Annotated in this window: 16 protein-coding genes; 5 read left to right on the top strand and 11 right to left on the bottom strand. The window is 42.9% G+C overall.

Going from position 1 to position 19,124, the window contains the following annotated elements; translation table 11 throughout:
• Position 1: 1 nt before the first annotated feature.
• From ispC to rpsB, 7 genes are all read right to left on the bottom strand, one after another.
• A complete protein-coding gene (ispC, locus tag IT970_RS05445; RefSeq protein ID WP_036969732.1) occupies positions 2-1,201 on the bottom strand; it encodes a 1-deoxy-D-xylulose-5-phosphate reductoisomerase in 1,200 nt (399 codons plus the stop codon).
• Positions 1,198-2,064 carry a phosphatidate cytidylyltransferase gene (locus IT970_RS05440; RefSeq protein ID WP_036969733.1) on the bottom strand — a complete coding sequence of 289 codons (867 nt, stop codon included), beginning with the start codon at positions 2,062-2,064 and terminating at the stop codon, positions 1,198-1,200. Before IT970_RS05440 ends, ispC begins: the two co-directional genes overlap by 4 nt.
• Positions 2,065-2,086: 22 nt before the next feature.
• Positions 2,087-2,866, bottom strand: a complete 780-nt coding sequence (locus IT970_RS05435; protein ID WP_036969734.1) for an isoprenyl transferase — start codon at positions 2,864-2,866, stop codon at positions 2,087-2,089.
• A 58-nt stretch (positions 2,867-2,924) separates the two neighbouring features.
• A complete protein-coding gene (frr, locus tag IT970_RS05430; RefSeq protein ID WP_036969745.1) occupies positions 2,925-3,482 on the bottom strand; it encodes a ribosome recycling factor in 558 nt (185 codons plus the stop codon).
• Positions 3,483-3,496: 14 nt separating this feature from the next.
• Complete coding sequence (gene pyrH / locus IT970_RS05425; RefSeq protein ID WP_036969747.1) at positions 3,497-4,246, bottom strand: UMP kinase; 750 nt, start codon at positions 4,244-4,246, stop codon at positions 3,497-3,499.
• 153 nt (positions 4,247-4,399) lie between these two features.
• Complete coding sequence (gene tsf / locus IT970_RS05420; RefSeq protein ID WP_036969749.1) at positions 4,400-5,251, bottom strand: translation elongation factor Ts; 852 nt, start codon at positions 5,249-5,251, stop codon at positions 4,400-4,402.
• A gap of 105 nt (positions 5,252-5,356) precedes the next feature.
• Positions 5,357-6,085, bottom strand: a complete 729-nt coding sequence (rpsB, locus tag IT970_RS05415) for a 30S ribosomal protein S2 (RefSeq protein WP_036969753.1) — start codon at positions 6,083-6,085, stop codon at positions 5,357-5,359.
• A gap of 248 nt (positions 6,086-6,333) precedes the next feature.
• Here rpsB and map point away from each other — a divergent pair, with 248 nt between their 5' ends.
• The 5 genes from map (at position 6,334) to IT970_RS05390 (ending at position 15,042) form a co-directional block, all read left to right on the top strand.
• The gene (gene map / locus IT970_RS05410; protein ID WP_227006846.1) at positions 6,334-7,143 is read left to right on the top strand and encodes a type I methionyl aminopeptidase; all 810 of its coding nucleotides are present in this window, start codon (positions 6,334-6,336) and stop codon (positions 7,141-7,143) included.
• Positions 7,144-7,155: 12 nt separating this feature from the next.
• Complete coding sequence (gene glnD / locus IT970_RS05405) at positions 7,156-9,774, top strand: [protein-PII] uridylyltransferase (protein ID WP_036969758.1); 2,619 nt, start codon at positions 7,156-7,158, stop codon at positions 9,772-9,774.
• Positions 9,775-9,783: 9 nt separating this feature from the next.
• Positions 9,784-10,611: a 2,3,4,5-tetrahydropyridine-2,6-dicarboxylate N-succinyltransferase gene (dapD, locus tag IT970_RS05400; protein ID WP_036969760.1), complete on the top strand. Its 828-nt coding sequence runs from the start codon at positions 9,784-9,786 to the stop codon at positions 10,609-10,611.
• 241 nt (positions 10,612-10,852) lie between these two features.
• On the top strand, positions 10,853-13,963 hold the full coding sequence (locus IT970_RS05395) for an efflux RND transporter permease subunit (RefSeq protein ID WP_118844128.1): 3,111 nt from the start codon (positions 10,853-10,855) through the stop codon (positions 13,961-13,963).
• Between the two features lie 11 nt (positions 13,964-13,974).
• Positions 13,975-15,042, top strand: coding sequence for an efflux RND transporter periplasmic adaptor subunit (locus tag IT970_RS05390; RefSeq protein WP_118844784.1), 1,068 nt, complete (start codon positions 13,975-13,977; stop codon positions 15,040-15,042).
• A 51-nt stretch (positions 15,043-15,093) separates the two neighbouring features.
• On the opposite strand, the gene IT970_RS05385 is transcribed toward IT970_RS05390, so the two are convergent.
• The 4 genes from IT970_RS05385 to phhA all read right to left on the bottom strand — a co-directional run bounded on the left by IT970_RS05385 (position 15,094) and on the right by phhA (position 19,061).
• Entirely contained in the window at positions 15,094-17,049 is a 1,956-nt protein-coding gene (locus IT970_RS05385; protein ID WP_196857660.1) for a methyl-accepting chemotaxis protein, read from the bottom strand.
• Positions 17,050-17,216: 167 nt separating this feature from the next.
• Positions 17,217-17,795 (bottom strand): hypothetical protein, encoded by a 579-nt coding sequence (locus tag IT970_RS05380; RefSeq protein ID WP_075594259.1) that lies wholly within the window; start codon positions 17,793-17,795, stop codon positions 17,217-17,219.
• 114 nt (positions 17,796-17,909) lie between these two features.
• Positions 17,910-18,254 (bottom strand): 4a-hydroxytetrahydrobiopterin dehydratase, encoded by a 345-nt coding sequence (locus IT970_RS05375; protein WP_036969771.1) that lies wholly within the window; start codon positions 18,252-18,254, stop codon positions 17,910-17,912.
• 9 nt (positions 18,255-18,263) lie between these two features.
• A complete protein-coding gene (phhA, locus tag IT970_RS05370; RefSeq protein ID WP_036969774.1) occupies positions 18,264-19,061 on the bottom strand; it encodes a phenylalanine 4-monooxygenase in 798 nt (265 codons plus the stop codon).
• Positions 19,062-19,124 lie beyond the last annotated feature (63 nt).

Genomic DNA, 19,124 nt, shown 5'->3' with positions numbered 1-19,124 from the left:
GTTAGTTCAGACCCCTTTTTATAAACTCACTCGCTTTGATACGTGCAGCTTCATCACACGCTAAAATCTCTTCCAGCGTGTGTACGTTCACATCCTCAGTCGCGTTGAGTGTCTGTGAGTTTATACGGTAAATATCAGTGAAACCGATTTGCCCATTTAAAAATGCAGCAACGGCAATCTCATTCGCAGCATTGACTGTTGTTGTTGCACCCTGTCCCATTTCACACGCATCAATCGCCAGTTTAAGGTTAGGGTAACGAGCATAATCAGGTTTGGTGAATGTAAAATCAGCAATCTGAGAAAAATCAAGCGGCTTAACCCCTGCATCAACACGTTCAGGAAACGCCAGTGCATGCGCTATCGGTGTACGCATATCAGGATTCCCCATTTGCGCAAGCACCGAACCATCTTGATATTGCACCATAGAATGAATGATACTTTGTGGGTGGATCACCACTTCAATATCGCTAGCATGGCAATTAAACAGCCATTTAGCCTCGATAAACTCAAGCCCTTTATTCATCATGGTTGCTGAGTCGACTGAGATTTTTTGTCCCATAGACCAATTTGGGTGCGCAACAGCTTCTGCCACAGTCACCGATGACAAACTCTTTAAGTCACGCGTCAAAAATGGCCCACCAGAACCTGTCAGTAATATTTTACTCACGCCGTTGTCCGACAGTAACCCCACAGAGGCTTGCAGTTTTGCTGGCATACATTGAAAAATAGCATTATGTTCGCTGTCAATCGGCAACAAGGTTGCACCGTGTTGTTTTACTTTATCAATAAACAACTGACCCGACATAACTAACGATTCTTTATTGGCAAGCAGTACTTTTTTACCTGCTTCAACCGCACTTAACGTGGGTAATAGACCTGCCGCGCCGACAATGGCCGACATAACTGTATCAACATCAACATGCGCCGACAGCTCACTCATAGCAGTGACACCCGCGAGCACAGCTGTTGTACAAGCGGTATTAGCTAACAACGATTTTAATTTATTTGCAGCGTTCTCATCCGCCATCACTGCAAATTTAGGCTGATGCGTAATACACAACTCTGCCATTTTTTCTGCATTTTGCCCGGCGGTTAATGCAAAAACAGCAAAACGATCTGTATTTCTAGAAACAACGTCTAAGGTGCTTAAACCGATTGAGCCAGTTGCGCCAAGTACGACAAGCTGTTCTATTTTGCTCATAAACTTAACGTCCATGCATAACAAAGCACAAAAATAGGCGCCGCAGCTGTTAAACTGTCAATACGGTCCAAAATGCCGCCATGACCGGGTAGGCATGAGCCACTGTCTTTTAAGCCGACTTCACGTTTAAACATACTTTCTAATAAATCACCGACTGCTGAAAACAAGGCGATAAACGCGGTCATTACGGCGTAGATTGGCCATACTGCCATGTCTACATTGGTAAAGTGACAAAACGCCAAAACAAAAATAACCGCGGCAACAATGCCCCCCAATAGACCTTCAATCGTCTTATTTGGGCTGACTTTCGGCATGAGCTTGCGTTTACCTAGGTTTTTTCCGGTGAAATAAGCGCCGATGTCTGCGCTCCATACAATACCTAGCACGACTAAAATAAGCACTGAACCAAAATGCGTCGACTCGGTATACCCTGCACTTCTTAAGGTATTGAGCGCAAGCCACAACGGCACTAAAGTGAGGAATCCTGCAATCGCGCGCATGAGAATGCCTTCATTCCATGCTTTTGCCATGGCTGGATAGCGCCATACTAAGTACGTCGCAACAATCCACCATGCAAATGAAAGGGTAAACAAATAGTTCGCGTCACCAACAAGCTGACCATTTTGCCACAACGCTTCAATAGGCCAATGCCAATTGAAAAGAGCAAGAATGACCGCCGTGGCTGCCACAAATGAAAAACGTTTAATTTTATCGCACAGGCCCATAAAAGCTGACCATTCCCACGCACCAAGTAAAACAATACCAGCGGCGATATAACTAAATAATGTTAGTGGGGTATAAAAAACCAGTACAAGTGCAAGCGGTGCCAGCACCAGCGAGGTTAAAATTCGTTGTTTAAGCAATGTGTGTACCTTCAACTAGTAATTAGGTCTCGGCGAGTAATTGTTTTATTTGTTCGCCGGTACAACCAAATCGTCGCTCTCTGGCAACGTAACATGCGACAGCATCAGCAAAAGCAGCTTCATTGAAGTCTGGCCAAAGCGTATCGGTAAAGTAAAGCTCAGCATAGGCAGCTTGCCATAAAAGAAAATTACTAATGCGTAAATCACCACCAGTGCGGATCATTAAATCAAGCTCACCTTGACCTGCCATACTCATGTGTTCATTCATGAGGTCTTCTGTAATCTCTTCAGCTGCTAATTCACCCGCAGCGACTTTTTTTGCAAGTGCGGTTGCTGCGTTGGTTATATCCCAACGACCGCCATAGTTAGCTGCAACATTTAACTGTAGACCCGTATTATTACGAGTTAATTCATGGGCTGCATCAACTTTGTTTCGCAAACTTTCTGAAAAGCGCGATAAATCACCAATAATAGTGAGCTTTACATTATTCTTATGAAGTTTTTTAACTTCTTTGCCCAGTACGAATAAAAACAGTTCCATGAGTGTATTTACTTCGTCTTCTGGACGTCGCCAATTTTCACTACTAAATGCGAATAGTGTTAACGACTGTATACCTAAGCGAGTACAAAATTGCACTGATTGACGAACCGCATCAACGCCCTTTTTATGCCCATATACACGTGGGCGATTTTTCGCTTGCGCCCAACGACCGTTGCCATCCATGATTATAGCGACATGCTTAGGCAAACTTTGCTGGGAAATTTTATCAGCGTTAAGAACCATAAATATCGAGTATTCCATAAAAAAACGCCGTCTAGTATACCCCAGACGGCGTTTCAAAACTAATAAATTTAGTTGCTTAGATTTCCATCAACTCTGCTTCTTTCGCAGCCAGCTGTGTATCCATCTCTTTGATGAATTTGTCCGTTAGCTTTTGAATTTCATCTTCAGCTTGGCGTGCTTCATCTTCAGAAATATCTTTATCTTTCAATAAGCTCTTAATATCACCATTGGCATCACGACGAATATTACGAATGGCAACACGGCCACCTTCAACTTCACCACGTACAATTTTGATAAGGTCTTTACGACGCTCTTCTGTGAGTGGAGGAAGTGGTACACGGATTACAGTACCTGCTGACATAGGGTTTAAACCTAGGTCAGATGCCATAATTGCTTTTTCTACCGCTTGTGCAAGCGACTTATCAAACACACTAATTGCAAGAGTACGAGAATCTTCAATCGTCACATTTGCAACTTGGTTTAATGGCGTGTCTGCACCGTAGTAAGACACTTGAATGCCGTCTAGTAATGCTGGGTGAGCACGACCTGTACGAATTTTAGATAATTGACTGCCTAGTGCCGCAACACTTTTTTGCATGCGCTCTGACGCATCTTTTTTGATATCGTTAATCACGGTTCAATCCTAATCTATTTAACAATTTCATCTGAGGCTTGTGAAGAGATAAGCGTTCCTTCATCTTCGCCCATAATAACACGCTTAAGCGCGCCTGATTTATTCATATTAAAAACGCTTAAAGGCATTTTGTGGTCACGTGCAAGTGTGAATGCCGCCAAATCCATCACCTTTAACTCTTTTTCGATGATCTCATTGTAGCTTAAGTGGCGATATAGTGTAGCTTCTGGGTTTTTAACTGGGTCATCAGAATAAACACCATCTACTTTCGTTGCTTTGATCACGGTGTCAGCTTCAATTTCAATACCACGTAAACACGCAGCAGAATCTGTTGTAAAGAATGGATTACCTGTGCCCGCAGCAAAAATAACAACACGGCCAGATTTTAATAAGCTAATCGCTTCAGCCCAGTTGTATGCATCACACACACCATTAAGTGGAATAGCAGACATTAGACGACAATTAACAAATGCACGGTGAAGCGCATCACGCATCGCTAAACCATTCATTACAGTCGCTAACATACCCATGTGGTCACCTACAACGCGGTTCATACCCGCTTCGGCTAATGAACCACCACGCAAGAAGTTACCGCCACCGATAACTAAACCTACTTCTACGTCGAGCTCTACAAGTTCTTTAATTTCTTGCGCCATACGGTCAAGTACTTTCGGGTCGATGCCGAAGCCTTCGTCTCCCATTAATGCTTCACCGCTAAGTTTAAGAAGAACACGTCTAAAAATAGGTTTACGATTGATAGTCATAGTATTTGGGCCAGCCTTAATAATGAGATAAAAAATAACCGCGCTTATGGTTACACATAAAACGCGGTTATTTTAAAGAATTTTCGTCAGTGACGCAAAAGCTAATAGCAGATTAATTTCATCTAATTATCGTTGCGTCACTTACGTTGAAAATTACTCGCCTTTTGCAGCAGCGATTTGTGCAGCAACTTCAGCAGCGAAATCTTCTTCTTTACGCTCGATACCTTCACCAACTTCTAAACGGATGAAGTTAGTAACAGTTGCGCCTTTCTCTTTAAGAATTTCACCAACAGTTTTCTTAGGTTCCATGATGAAAGCTTGACCAGTAAGAGAGATCTCACCAGTGAATTTCTTCATACGACCAACAACCATTTTCTCAGCGATTTCAGCAGGCTTGCCTTCGTTCATCGCGATGTCGATTTGAACTGCTTTTTCTTTTTCAACAACGTCAGCTGGAACGTCTTCTGGGTTTACGAACTCAGGCTTAGACGCAGCAACGTGCATTGCAACGTGCTTAAGTGTTTCTTCGTCAGCATCACCTACTACAACAACACCGATACGGTCGCCGTGGCGGTATGCAGATAGTTTTTCACCGTCGATGTACTCAACGCGACGAACGTTGATGTTTTCACCGATTTTAGCAACAAGTGCAACACGTGTTTCTTCGAACTGTGCTTTAAGTGCATCGATGTCTGCTTTTGATTCAACAGCAGCATCTAAAACTTCGTTAGCAAAACCAAGGAAGTTTGAGTCTTTAGCAACGAAGTCAGTTTGACAGTTAACTTCAAGAAGTGCAGCGAAACCGTTGCCTTCTTTGATAAGGATTGTACCTTCAGCAGCGATGTTACCCGCTTTTTTAGCAGCCTTTGCAGCACCGCTCTTACGCATGTTTTCGATCGCTAACTCAATGTCACCGTTAGTTTCAGTTAACGCTTTTTTACAATCCATCATGCCAGCGCCAGTACGCTCGCGTAATTCTTTAACTAGGGCAGCAGTTACAGCCATTAGAATATCCTCAATTGAATTCTGTTATTAGGGAAGCGGTATAGGCCGCTTTACAAGAATAACAAGTCTTCACCTTAAGTAAGATGAAGACTTGATGACAGCTAATTATTCAGCTTCTACGAAGTCGTCTTTCTCAGCTTGAGCAACGATGTTGTTCTCACGACCTTCAGTGATCGCAGCTGCAACAGCACTTGTGTAAAGGTTGATAGCACGGATCGCATCGTCGTTACCAGGTACGATGTAATCAACACCGTCTGGGTTAGAGTTAGTATCAACGATAGCAACAACTGGAATACCTAGGTTGTTAGCTTCACGGATAGCGATGTGCTCGTGGTCTGCATCGATAACGAAAAGTGCGTCAGGAAGACCGCCCATATCTTTGATACCACCAAGGCTCTTTTCAAGCTTTTCCATTTCACGAGTAAGCATTAACGCTTCTTTCTTAGTTAATTTCTCGAAAGTACCGTCTTGGCTTTGTGCTTCAAGGTCTTTAAGACGCTTGATTGATTGGCGAACTGTTTTCCAGTTAGTCAACATACCACCTAACCAACGGTGGTTTACGTAGAACTGATCGCTTTGAAGAGCTGCTTCTTTAACTGCTTCGCTTGCTGCGCGCTTAGTACCAACAAAAAGTACTTTACCTTTGTTAGAAGCTGCGTTCGATAAGAACTTAAGTGCTTCGTTGAACATTGGTACAGTTTGCTCTAGGTTGATGATATGTACACGGTTACGAGCGCCGAAGATGAAAGGCTTCATCTTAGGATTCCAGTAACGTGCTTGGTGACCAAAGTGAACACCAGCTTGAAGCATATCGCGCATTGAAACGTTTGCCATTTGTAAATTCCTCTAATAGTTTAGGGTTAGGCCTCCACATATCCCATAGCACCAACACCTAAGTTAATTTGTAACTTATGTGCACCCAAGTGTATGTGACGATACGTGTGTGTGTTAAAATAAAATTGTGTTTGTCTTAAATACAAAAAATCAGTAAAGAATTTATTTGTAAAAAGACGGCGCGCTTTATACCATATTAAAATTGAAAACTCAACATTCAGTGCAAAAATTGTGCACTGAAAAATGACCTGAAAAACAACTTTGGAGCCTCAATGAGTGCTGTGATCAAGACCCCTGAAGAAATCGAAAAAATGCGTGTTGCCGGGCGCTTAGCCGCTGAGGTACTCGAAATGATAGAACCGCATGTGGTGCCTGGTGTAACCACGGATGAGCTAAATACAATTTGCCACGATTACATCGTTAATGTGCAAGACGCGATTCCAGCGCCGCTAAACTATCACGGTTTCCCTAAATCAATCTGCACCTCAGTGAATCATGTTATTTGTCACGGTATTCCTAACGACAAACCTCTCAAAGAAGGTGACAGCGTTAATATCGATGTAACCGTAATTAAAGATGGCTTTCATGGTGATACCTCAAAGATGTTCCATGTAGGCACACCCAACATTCAAGGCAAACGCCTTGCTGATATAACCCAAGAAAGCCTTTACCTTGCCATAAAAATGGTAAAACCAGGTGTTCGCTTAGGTGACATTGGTGCCGCGATTCAAAAGTACGCAGAAAGCTTTAATTATTCGATTGTACGTGAATATTGTGGTCATGGTATCGGCGCTGAGTTCCACGAAGAACCTCAAGTAATGCACTACGGTAAACCAGGTACAGGCGAGGTGTTAAAAGCAGGAATGTGTTTAACAATTGAGCCAATGGTGAACGCAGGAAAACGCCAATGTAAGTTATTAAAAGATAACTGGACTGTCGTTACAAAAGACCGTTCATTGTCTGCTCAGTGGGAACACACACTGTTAGTGACTGAAAATGGTGTTGAAATTTTAACGCTCCGATCAGATGATACTATCGACAGGATCATCGAACACTAGGAGCCAGCCCCTGTGGCATTACCCAACAAAGTAAAAAAGTTGCTCAGCCAAGCTGAGCAACTTAGCGATTATCGCGACTGTTCTGGTTATTTTTATAAGTGGCTACAGAACGAATTTTCTAAACAACCCGTCAGCAACTTAATCAATGCCCGCGCTGAGTTTATTGACCGCTTATTGATTAAACTGTTTCACGACTTTGACCTTGCCCACGAAAGTGATTTAGCACTTATTGCTGTCGGTGGTTATGGGCGTGGCGAGCTACACCCCTACTCCGATATTGACTTTATGCTGCTGGTTAGTGAACAACCAAGTGACGCTGTATGCGAAAAAATTGGCCAGTTCGTGACGATGCTATGGGACCTCAATCTCGAAATTGGTCACAGTGTTCGCACTATTGAACAAGCACTGGAGCAAAAACGTGAAGACGTTACTTTTGCCACCAGCTTACTCGAAAGCCGTTTAATATTTGGCAATCACATTGAGTTTGAAAAACTCAAAATGCACTTAATCGACACGCCAATTTGGCGCTCTGATGAATTCTTTTTGGCAAAAGTACAAGAACAACAATTACGCCATAAAAAATGCCATGGAACCGCCTATAATCTTGAGCCTAACATTAAAGAAAACCCAGGTGGCTTGCGCGATTTACAAACCATTATTTGGGTCGCAAAAAAGCACTTTAGGGCTGAAACATTACAAGAACTCATTAATCATGGTTACCTCACTCATGAAGAATACCAAGAACTCTCAGAGTGTTTAGAAAACCTGTGGAATATCCGCTTTGCCTTGCACATCGCTGCGGGACGTTCTGAAAACCGTTTATTGTTTGATCACCAGCCTCATGCTGCCGAAATTTTAGGTTTTGGTAGCGACGGTAAAGCGTCGGTCGAGCGCATGATGAAACGTTTATTTCGCATTATGAGCCGTGTACGAGAGCTTAACCAAATGTTGCTGTCTTACTTTGAGCAAAGCATTTTGCCAGGTGCAGGCGAGTTACCCGTTGTAGAGCTTGACCGGAACTTTGAGCGTATTGGTCATCAGATTCGGGTTAAAAACCCTTCTGTATTTTTCCGTCGCGACCAACTCTTTGTGTTGTTTGAGCACATTGCCGACAACCCCGAAATTACGCATATTTACCCAAGCACGATTCGTACAATGCGCCAAGTACGTCGCCGTTTATTAGGTGATTTACAAGATTACGCGGCGTGTCGTGAAGCATTCTTACGGTTAATTAAACACCCTAATGGCATGGGCCGAGCATTCACGCTCATGCACAAACACGGCATTATTGCGGCTTACTTACCGCAGTGGCGAAATATATTCGGACAAATGCAATTTGACTTATTCCACGCCTACACTGTGGATGAGCACACGCACAAGCTTATTAATAATATTTACAAATATTTTGATAAGTCTCGAGTCAGTGAATTTCCTCTGTGCAGTGAAATCGTCACCCGCATGGATAAACCTGAACTGTTATATTTAGCCGGTATTTTTCACGATATTGCCAAAGGACGTGGTGGCGATCACTCAGAGCTTGGCTCGGTCGATGCCTTAGCGTTTGCCAAACTGCACCGTTTTCCTGCATCAGATGGTAAACTTATTGCGTGGTTGGTTGGCAATCACTTACTTATGTCGGTCACCGCGCAACGCAAAGACATTAACGACCCTGATGTAATTAAAGATTTTGCCAGCAAGGTGAAAAATGAACGCCAGCTCGATTATTTATATTGTTTAACACTGGCTGATATCCGTGCTACAAATGATAACTTGTGGAATGATTGGAAAAACACCCTACTGCGAGAGCTGTATTTACACACCCAGCGCGCACTGCGCTTGGGACTTGAAAATCCAATGGACCAACGAGATCAAATTCGAGACAAAAAGCGCCAAGCAAAACAGCGCTTGCTTAATCTTGGCTGTAACGAGGATCAGATTGATTTAATTTGGAGTCGCTTTAAAGCTAATTATTTTACCGCTTTTAGCGAGCAGCAGATTTCATGGCACACAGAGCACCTGTTAAACAGTGCAGACTTAAGCCAACCCAGTGTCATGGTGTCTGACACAGCAATGCATGGTGGCACGCAGGTATTTGCTTACAGCCCCTATTCTGGTGGCTTATTTGCACGCCTTGTGAGTGTTATAGGCTCTAAAAAAGCACAGATCCAACATGCGCAAGTGTTAACGACCAAAGACGGTTATGTGCTGTTTAGCTTTGTTATTTTAGAAGTGAATGGCGACCCTATTGCCAGTGGTCGTGCACAGTCGATTAAGCGTGCATTGGATCTCGCTATTAATGATCCTAAAAAGAAAATTCGCTTTAAAAAGAATCGTTCGCAGCGCTTTAAAGACTTTAATATTAAACCAAAAATTGTGCTTAGACCGCATGCACGAAAAGACCGCAGTCTAATTGAAATTCAAGCAGTGGATATTCCGGGCTTACTCACCAAAATAGCCGAAGTATTCCAAGCACATTTACTGCATATTCATGCTGCACGGATCACCACAGTGGGCGAACGCGCAGAAGATTTCTTCGTGGTATCGAATAATGAATACCAAGCATTAACAGACGAAGAACAAGCAAAAATTCATCAAGCATTGCGTAAAAAACTCAACGCAGAAACCGAATAAGAGGATCTTATGTCAGATTTAAAAACCATGATCGAAAACGCCTGGGAAAACCGCGATAGTATCAGCCCAAGCACAGTATCAAGCGAAGTAAAACAGGCCATTATTGATGCGCTTGAACTGCTTGATAGCGGCGCGGCTCGTGTTGCTGAAAAAATCAGTGGTGAGTGGGTTGTTCATCAATGGTTGAAAAAAGCAGTACTGCTGTCATTCCGTATTCGTGATAACCAACCAATGAACGATGGTGTTAATCAATTCTACGATAAAGTACCACTAAAATTTAGCGACTATACGCCAGAGCAATTCCAACAAGGCGGCATGCGCGTAGTCCCTAACGCTGTGGCGCGCAAAGGCAGCTTTGTTGGTAAAAACGTGGTGCTTATGCCTTCTTACGTCAACATTGGTGCTTACGTTGACGAGGGCACCATGGTCGATACTTGGGCAACCGTTGGCTCGTGCGCACAAATTGGTAAAAACGTTCATTTATCAGGGGGCGTAGGCATTGGTGGTGTACTTGAGCCACTTCAAGCAAACCCAACCATTATCGAAGATAACTGCTTTATTGGCGCACGCTCTGAAATTGTTGAAGGCGTTGTTGTTGAAGAAGGCGCCGTTATTTCAATGGGTGTATACATCAGCCAAAGTACGCGCATTTATGACCGTGAAACCGGCGAGGTTCACTACGGCCGTGTACCAGCGGGTGCCGTTGTTGTTCCGGGTTCACTGCCTTCTAAAGATGGTTCGCACAGCCTATACGCTGCCATCATCGTAAAAAAAGTAGATCAACAAACGCGCGAAAAAGTAGGCATTAATGCACTACTTCGCTCGATTGATGAGTAATCAGTGATTTTACACAGTCTGTTATGACTAAAAAGCGCTTTCCTTAATGAGGAATAGCGCTTTTTTTATACCTGTTAATTTTCATCAACTTTATTAAATTGTTACATCTTATTTCAAAAACACACTTTATCGCGTATTTACAGCAACCCAGCGTCTACTTTGACATACATTCCATTAAACTTACTGGCACTTTTTTTACGTCGCATTACAATGCACACAAATTGATTTTGGAACACACACAATGAATTTGACGCGCAGTTCACTGAAGAACCCAGCGAGTGTTATTGTCATCTTAGTACTGATTATGTTGTTTGGCATGTTGAGTATTTTCAAGCTGCCAATTCAACTTACACCCGATATTGAACAACCGCAAATCACTATTTTTTCAGGTTGGCGCCAAGCCGCACCAGAAGAAATAGAATCCGTGATTATTGAGCCGCTCGAAAACGCAGTAAAAAACACACCTGGCGCTTTAGAGGTAAATACCAATATCAACCGAGGTAATGGCTCTATCACCCTTACTTTTGCAGTCGGGCAAAATATGCAGCAAGCCATGCTCGATGTACTCACAAGTCTAAACCAAGCACCGCCACTCCCCTTAGATGCATTCGACCCTGTGGTATTTGCAGGCGGCAATAATGGCGAAGCCGCTGCCACTTTGTTAGTGACTCCGACGCACTACAACGCCGATAGCTTAGATCTTGATATGGCACAGTTTCAAAAACAAATCGACGAATTTGTTGAGCCACGTTTAGCCCGTATTCCCGGTGTTGCCCGCGTTGATTTAGCCAGTGAACGACCAAAAGAGTTACGCATCACCTTTGATCCTCACAAAGCCGCTGCCCTTGGCGTAAGCCTTGACCAAATCAGTAACGTATTAGCCAGTTCACGCGATACCTCAGGTGGCCTTGCTAATGTCGGACGCCGTCAATATACCGTGCGCTTTACGGGTCAGTATGATTTGTCGAGCATGGCACAAATGCGCGTTGGTTATTCTGGCGACAGACCAATTTACCTTGGCGATATTGCACGCGTAGAACGCACTTTTTCTGACCGTTTAGGCATGAGTGGCCGAAATGGTAAACCGGCGTATTACATTCGAATTTCGCGTGCCAACGAAGCCAATACTGTCGCACTTCTTGATGACATAAATTTAGCGATTAAAGAGCTAAACGAAGGCCCTCTTGCTGAAAATGGCTTATCGATTGAGTTAAGCTTTGATGCCTCAGTGCATATTCGTAACGCCTTATCATTAGTGAAAAGTAACTTAGGATTAGGTGTACTTTTATCATGCTTGATCTTATGGTTGTTTTTCCGCGGGTTAAAAGCCACGTTTGTGATTGCCGCTACAATCCCGGTGTCGTTGATGGTGGCGTTTTTAGCCCTTAATATTTTTGAACGCAGCTTAAATGTTATTTCCCTTGCCGGCCTAGCCTTTGCTGTCGGCTTAGTTTTAGATGCTGCTATCATAGTCCAAGAAAATATAGCCCGACTCAGAAGCGAAGGCTTTGATACTAAAAAAGCGGCATTAAAAGGAGCAGCGCAAGTCACCGGTGCCTTATTTGCGTCAACCACCACCAGCGTTGCTATTTTTCTCCCTATTCTCTTTATGGCAGGCATTGAAGGTCAGCTGTTTTCAGACCTTGCACTCACCCTCTCTATTGCGGTCATTGCCTCAATGGTCTGTGCCATTACACTCATTCCATTAGCGAACCATGTTTGGCCTGACACTGAACTAAAACCCGATCCTTATCGTGCTTATTGGCAAAAACTAACTAACTTCATCATGGCACTCACTAACACCCGCACTAAGCAACTGCTCTGGATTGCCTCGTTATTAGGCGGCTCATTAATTGCCACCATGACTATGCTGCCAAAAACTGACTTTATGCCCAGAGCGCCAACTGATGGCTTTTTCTTTAACTTGAATACCCCACCGGGTGGCAATGTGCAATTTATGGAAGAAGAGTTATTAATGCGTATCAAAAAACGCTTAATGCCTTACTACACTGGTGAGAAAGAGCCAGGAATAAAAGACTTTAACTTTTATGCATTTGGTTCCAACGCTGGCGGATTTATTTATTCGGCTGATCCACAACGCGTTGAAGAATTGATGAAAGTTGCTCGAGAAGAAATTTTCATCGACTTACCCGACACGCAGGTATTCTTCTTTCGAGGTTCTATGATCCAAGTCGCGAATGGGGGAGATGGCCGAGATATCAATATTGATCTAACCGGTCCGAACATGGATGACCTGATTTCAGGTGCTAATGTCGCCTTGCAAGCAGTCACAGAAGCAATGCCAAATGCCACAGCAAGACCACAACCGCGTTTAGATATGGCCGAACCAGAGCTCAGGCTTACACCTAACGACCGCCGTATTACTCAAGCAGGGCTAACTCGCCGTGACGTTTCACAAGCGGTACAGGCTTATACAGGCGGCTTATTTGTTAACGAATACTTTGACGGCAACGAGCGTATGAATGTAATTTTGCGAGGCACTCCATGGCAAACCCCTGAAGAACTAAAAGCCTTGCCCATTGTTACACCGCTCTCGGGCATTCAAACTCTGGGCGAGCTTGCCCAAATTAAGCGCACTGTTGGCCCTACACAATTACGCCGTGTTAACGGACGTCGCACAGTGAGTATTGTCGTCACACCACCTGCCGATATGAGTTTGCAACAAGCACAAGCTATTTTAGCAGAACACGTTATGCCAAAAGTACGTGCCAGTTTACCCGAAAGTGCTGGCGCGATTTTGGCTGGCAACGCACAAAAAATGAATTCAGCTATGCAAGAGATGACTCTCAACTTTTTACTAGCTTTGTTTATTTTATTCCTGCTAATGACAGCATTATTTAAATCTGCAAAAGACAGTGTCTTGGTACTGCTAGTTATGCCGCTGGCGATAGCTGGCGGGGTACTGGCCTTGTTTGTGCTGAATTTATTCACTTTCCAATCACTCGATTTATTGACCATGATTGGCTTTATCATTTTGCTGGGATTAGTGGTCAATAATGCGATTTTATTGGTCGACCAAACGCGTGTTGCGATGTCTGCAGGGCTTAACCGAGAGGCTGCAGTTCGCCAAGCAGTGCTACTTAGAGCACGCCCCGTTTATTTGAGTACCTTAACGAGTTTATTTGGCATGTTACCGCTGATGTTAATGCCCGGTGTTGGCTCAGAGATTTATCGCGGTCTTGCGACCGTCATTGTAGGCGGCATGGCTATTAGCGCGCTATTTACGCTTATTTTAATGCCGAGTTTATTGCAGCTTGGCAGGCAATTACCACCAATAAACAATAATCAACAACCCGAAAAAACGCCTTTAAGCTTGGTATCGAATCAATGAGTGATAAAACGATGATAAAAAATATACGTATTGTAACCGCGGTATTATGTGCCTTCGCCTTTCATGCTTTCGCGGTCGTTCCTGTCACGGTCGATACAGTGAGTAAAGCACAGCTAACCAGTGAAATTGAAGTAAGTGGCACTTTATACGGCAAAGACGATGTCACGCTTACCGCAGGAATTAGTGGACGTTTACTCTATGTGGTAGAGCCCGGCACTTTAGTCAACCAAGGTGATACGCTAGTACGCATGGACACTTTACCACTGGAACTTGAAAAAGCCCGTCAGCAAGAAATGCTCAACCGTGCAAAAATAAACCTGCGTTTATACGAGCAAGAGTTAGCCCGTTTACAAAAACTCGCTAAAGCGAGCAGTGCAGCGGCAAGCCAAGTTGATGGAATGCAAAATAAACACGACCTCGCTTTGTCTGATATTGCCCTTGCTGAGGTAGAGTTAAAGGTGATCGACGATAAACTATCCCGTGCGACCATCAGCGCCCCCTTTTCAGGTGTTATCAGCGAGCGCTATAAACGTGCTGGACGTGAAATAAACCGCGCCGATGAATTAGTCACCTTACTCGATATCACTCATTTAGAAGTGCGTTTATATGTCCCTGTTAAATACCTCAAGTTTTTACATAAAGACATTGCACTGCCGGTCAAAGCAGGCGATTTATCAGCACCTGAAACAACAACCGCTAAAGTTACAGCAGTGATCCCATCCACAGACCCGCGTTCACAAACGGTCGAAGTACGTGCCGCATTGCACGTATCTCAAGAGCAAGTATGGGCGATAGGTCAACTTGTCGATGTTACTGTTCCATTAACAAGTAAAGGCGATGTGTTATTAGTGAACCGAGATGCCCTCATTTTACGTAAAAATGGCACGCATATCGTAAAGATTGATAACGCCAGTACAGCAGCACAAATTCCCGTTATCGTTGGCAGTGGCAAGGGTCAGCTTGTTGAGGTAAGTCCCCTCACTCCTGCGTCTCTTAGTGCGGGCGATAAAGTGGCAATAAGGGGAGCTGAACAGTTGCAAACGGGCCAAAAGGTTGATGTACAAATAAAGCCCGAATGAAAAATGAGTAAAGTATAAAGCCAGTGTCACTGGCTTTATACTCCTAGGCTTTTAACTGACTTTAAATTGCTTCACAATTTGGTCTAGCTCAAGCGCTGTTTGCGCTAAGCCATCAGCAATCGCTGCTGCGCGCTCTGCACCATCCATCGTTTCATGTGCTTTTTCGTTAACATGTTGAACACTTTCACTTATTTGCATACTCACGACATTTTGCTCTTCAGACGCACTGGCAATTTGTACATTCATATCTTTAATTGTGCCCACCGATTGTGAAATTTGCTCGAGGACTTCACCGGTTTGCTCAGTTTTCTCTGCGGTTTGCTCCACATTTTGCATATTCATTTTCATCGAATCGACCGAGCGCTTCGCTTCATTCTGTAAATTAGAAATCATCACTTGAATTTCTTCAGTACTTTGTTGTGTCCGACTTGCTAAAGAGCGCACTTCATCTGCAACCACTGCAAAACCGCGTCCTTGCTCTCCAGCTCTAGCAGCTTCGATGGCCGCATTTAATGCTAATAAGTTAGTTTGGTCAGCAATACCTCTTATCACATCTAAAATGGAGCCCACTGACTCAGTTTCTGCTTCTAAGTTTTCAATCGTTTTGCTCACGTTCATCATGGTCTCAACCAACTCGCCCATTGCGTGATGCGTTTGTGAAACTACTTGCGTGCCCGTCAGTACTTCATTATCGGCTTTTGTTGCTGCATCAGCAGCCATTTGTGCACTTTGCGTAATCTCATTAATGGTTGCTGACATTTCATGCATTGCAGTGGCTGTTTGTGTTAATTGGTCAGATTGATGCTCTGCACCTGTTTTAGAACTCGCCGTTATCGTTGTTAAATCTTGTGATGTGCGCGAAACTTGCGTGGTAGATTCACTGATCTGAGTCAGCATTTCGTTAAGCTTTGACACCATTTCGCGCATCGCTAAGTAAATTCCTGTTTCATTTCCATGCTGACTAAAACGATATGTTAAATCACCTTCAGCTATCGATTGCACAATGGTCGCTATTTCGCTCGGCTCCCCGCCAATAGGCGCTTTTATTAAACGCGAGATAAAGATACTTAAGAAAATGCCCACAGTAATAATTATGATGGCAAAGACTAAAATGGTGGTAATCGCATTTTCACTGCTGGCTTGTATCATGGGACCAATTTCATCTTGGCGGTTTTGGCTGGCGAGTTTAATACGTTCAATTTCCTCAGCTATTTGCGGGCCTACTTTATCAAGTGTCCCGCTAATTATATTATTACGCTCTGTAATCAAGGACTTTACTTGCTCAAGCCCTGTAATATAGTCATTCGTTCTGGTTTTGAAATCAGACAATAATGCCTGCTCTTTTGCATCAAAAAGGCCCGCTGACAATTGCTGAATTTTAGCTTGAACGCCCTTAAATTCTTTCGTTGTTCTGTCAAAATCGGCCAGTGAGTTGCTGACTAAAAACTTTGCAGCATACAATCGCCCAAGTAATAACGACTCTTGCAATTGTGCACTTAAAAATAATGCTGCGCTGTTTTCTTTGTTTTTACTCAGCAGCATAATTTCAGTTAAGGCCTCACGCATAAACTGCCCATTTCCATCGAGCTTATTTTCGACCACATCATTGCGTTTTTCTACTAACTTAACGATGTCTTCAAAACCATTTTTATAATTACTTGCTCCTTTTTCTATCGCTGTCATTGCTTTTACTTTCTCGGCATCAGTAAACTGTTTTTTGCTCTGAGTGATTAATTCACTGAGTAAATTATGACGCTCGTTAAAATCGGAAATGGCTTGAGGTTTTTGATCTTTCAAATATTTGAGTGCATTTAAGCGTAAAGTTAATACGTTTGATTGGACTCGTCCCGTGATATTGCTATCGCGTGCATTTACGCGATAATCAACAAAATTATCATAGCCTGAGTTAAGGGCTAACAAGGCAACTATACTGACTACCCCTAGCAGGACAATCATTGCGCCAAATGCAAGATACAGCTGTGTATTTAACCTGAACTTCGTAAACATAATGTTCTCTCTGTTTAATTGCAGTACCCTATGCGTGATGGCTTCCTTACTAAAAATCTCATTAAGTATAGGAAACAACAGTGAGAATGATATGTTATGAGGGGAAATAGGGGGGAATTTAAGAAATATCTGATATGTAAGTAAAAATCGTCCTAATTATTCCAGTTTTATAAACAATTAAACCCCTCTAAGGAAATCTGTTTAGTTTGCTCATCGACATTACTTTTTTGATAGATCTGTAAACTATCTTGATGAACTTTAAAACTAAATTCACCTGCCCACGGTAATGAAGCAACCGGGATTTGGCGATAAAAACCATAACGGTCATAGCAAATATATGAAATATGATGGTAAACATCAGTAAAAACGCCATAGTCAGCTGTAAATACACTAATATGCTGTTGCTGCTTAAAATACTTTGCCTGTGTCCCTGCAACAAGGTACCAAAAACACAGACTCACCATAACCACAAGTTGAAGCCCTGCGACAATGAATAATAAAAGATGTCGTCTAGCAGTTGGCTGAGTATCTAACGCTGCTCTGCCTGTGTCACACCTGTTATTTTTGAGTAATAAATAAATGCCCGTTATGACCATAAACAGCTTAATAATGAGTAACGCAACGCCTATTTGATACATCATTTTTGGGCTATGCCATTGAATGCCAAATACAGGAGGTACAAAAAGGCTGTCGATAAGCGGCAATAAAATAAGTAATGAGGCTATGATTAGGCTTTTATTCTTCATTGTTTTCTACCGTGTTGTTTCATAACGCAAATACACTATATAGGCTTTTTCCTTTTAACAAAAATAAAAAGGCGCGACCTTGGGTCACGCCTTCTGGGCAGAACTTATTGCGTTTTATAATGCAGCAAAGACATCGTCAGTTTTTGCAGCACAAATAAAATCGTTTTTATGTAAGCCTTTAATTGAGTGGCTCCACCACGTAACAGTCACTTTGCCCCACTCTGTAAGTAAACCTGGGTGATGGCCTTCTTCTTCAGCCATATCACCTACTTTATTTGTAAATTCAAGTGCTTGTTTAAAGTTTTTAAACTTATACACACGCTCTAATTGCATAATGCCGTCGCGCACTTCTGGTACCCAATCAGGGATCATTTTAATTAATTCTGCTAACTCAGCATCAGATACTTTCGGCGCATCAGCACGACACGCTTCACACTTTTGTGTGCTTAATGAAGACATTATAAATCCTTAACTTGCTAATTTTTCTTTAGGTGGAAACTTTGGCTCATGAAGCCCTAATTCTTTTGCTTTACTCACCAATGACATGATATCCATTTGTGAGATATCAAATAAGTCATTAATCGAATTAATGGTGTAGTACACAGGCTGCATTATATCAATACGGTACGGTGTGCGAAGCACATCCAGTACATTCATTGCATTGATTTCTGGTTTATCAGAGTACACGTACTGCGTTTCACCTGGGCTTGATAAAATACCGCCACCATAAATACGCAAGCCTTGGTCTGTTTGCATTAAACCAAACTCAACAGTAAACCAATATAAACGTGCCAGATACACGCGATCTTTTTTCTCTGCTGCATACCCTAATTGACCGTATTTATGCGTAAACTCAGCAAATGCAGGGTTTGTTAACATTGCACAGTGACCAAAAATTTCGTGGAAAATATCTGGCTCTTGTAAGTAGTCAAACTCTTCACGTGTGCGAATAAACGTAGCCACGGGGAATTGCTTATTAGCTAACAAACGGAAAAACTCGTCAAAATCAATTAACGCAGGCACAGGCGCAACTTGCCAGCCGGTGGTTTTTTCCAGTACTTCGTTTAATTCACTTAATTGGGGAATACGATCTGAAGGAAGGTTTATTTTTTTTAAACCCTCAAGGTATTCATTGCAGGCTTTGCCTTCAATGCAAGCGAGTTGGCGAGCAACCAGCTCAGACCATATTTTGTTTTCGTCTTCGCTCCAATGGATCACCCCATTTTCATCGGGTTGCTTGGAGGTGTAATTACTTGCTTTAGCCATAATAACCTTCTTCGTTAAATCTTGATCAGCACGATAAGAATCACTTTAACTTGTTAAGTCGAT

The organism is Pseudoalteromonas sp. A41-2 (genome assembly GCF_015767615.1).
Lineage (GTDB): Bacteria > Pseudomonadota > Gammaproteobacteria > Enterobacterales > Alteromonadaceae > Pseudoalteromonas > Pseudoalteromonas lipolytica.
Note: the sequence above shows the minus strand (reverse complement) of the source record. Positions and strands in the feature narration are given on the sequence as shown.

Excerpts from the sequence above, each read along its gene's own strand:
- IT970_RS05395 (WP_118844128.1), top strand. The coding sequence starts at position 10,853 with ATGAATTTGACGCGCAGTTCACTGAAGAACCCAGCGAGTGTTATTGTC.
- IT970_RS05435 (WP_036969734.1), bottom strand. The coding sequence starts at position 2,866 with ATGGAATACTCGATATTTATGGTTCTTAACGCTGATAAAATTTCCCAG.
- dapD (WP_036969760.1), top strand. The coding sequence starts at position 9,784 with ATGTCAGATTTAAAAACCATGATCGAAAACGCCTGGGAAAACCGCGAT.
- IT970_RS05380 (WP_075594259.1), bottom strand. The coding sequence starts at position 17,795 with ATGAAGAATAAAAGCCTAATCATAGCCTCATTACTTATTTTATTGCCG.
- IT970_RS05385 (WP_196857660.1), bottom strand. The coding sequence starts at position 17,049 with ATGTTTACGAAGTTCAGGTTAAATACACAGCTGTATCTTGCATTTGGC.
- ispC (WP_036969732.1), bottom strand. The coding sequence starts at position 1,201 with ATGAGCAAAATAGAACAGCTTGTCGTACTTGGCGCAACTGGCTCAATC.
- rpsB (WP_036969753.1), bottom strand. The coding sequence starts at position 6,085 with ATGGCAAACGTTTCAATGCGCGATATGCTTCAAGCTGGTGTTCACTTT.
- IT970_RS05390 (WP_118844784.1), top strand. The coding sequence starts at position 13,975 with ATGATAAAAAATATACGTATTGTAACCGCGGTATTATGTGCCTTCGCC.
- phhA (WP_036969774.1), bottom strand. The coding sequence starts at position 19,061 with ATGGCTAAAGCAAGTAATTACACCTCCAAGCAACCCGATGAAAATGGG.
- pyrH (WP_036969747.1), bottom strand. The coding sequence starts at position 4,246 with ATGACTATCAATCGTAAACCTATTTTTAGACGTGTTCTTCTTAAACTT.
- tsf (WP_036969749.1), bottom strand. The coding sequence starts at position 5,251 with ATGGCTGTAACTGCTGCCCTAGTTAAAGAATTACGCGAGCGTACTGGC.
- IT970_RS05375 (WP_036969771.1), bottom strand. The coding sequence starts at position 18,254 with ATGTCTTCATTAAGCACACAAAAGTGTGAAGCGTGTCGTGCTGATGCG.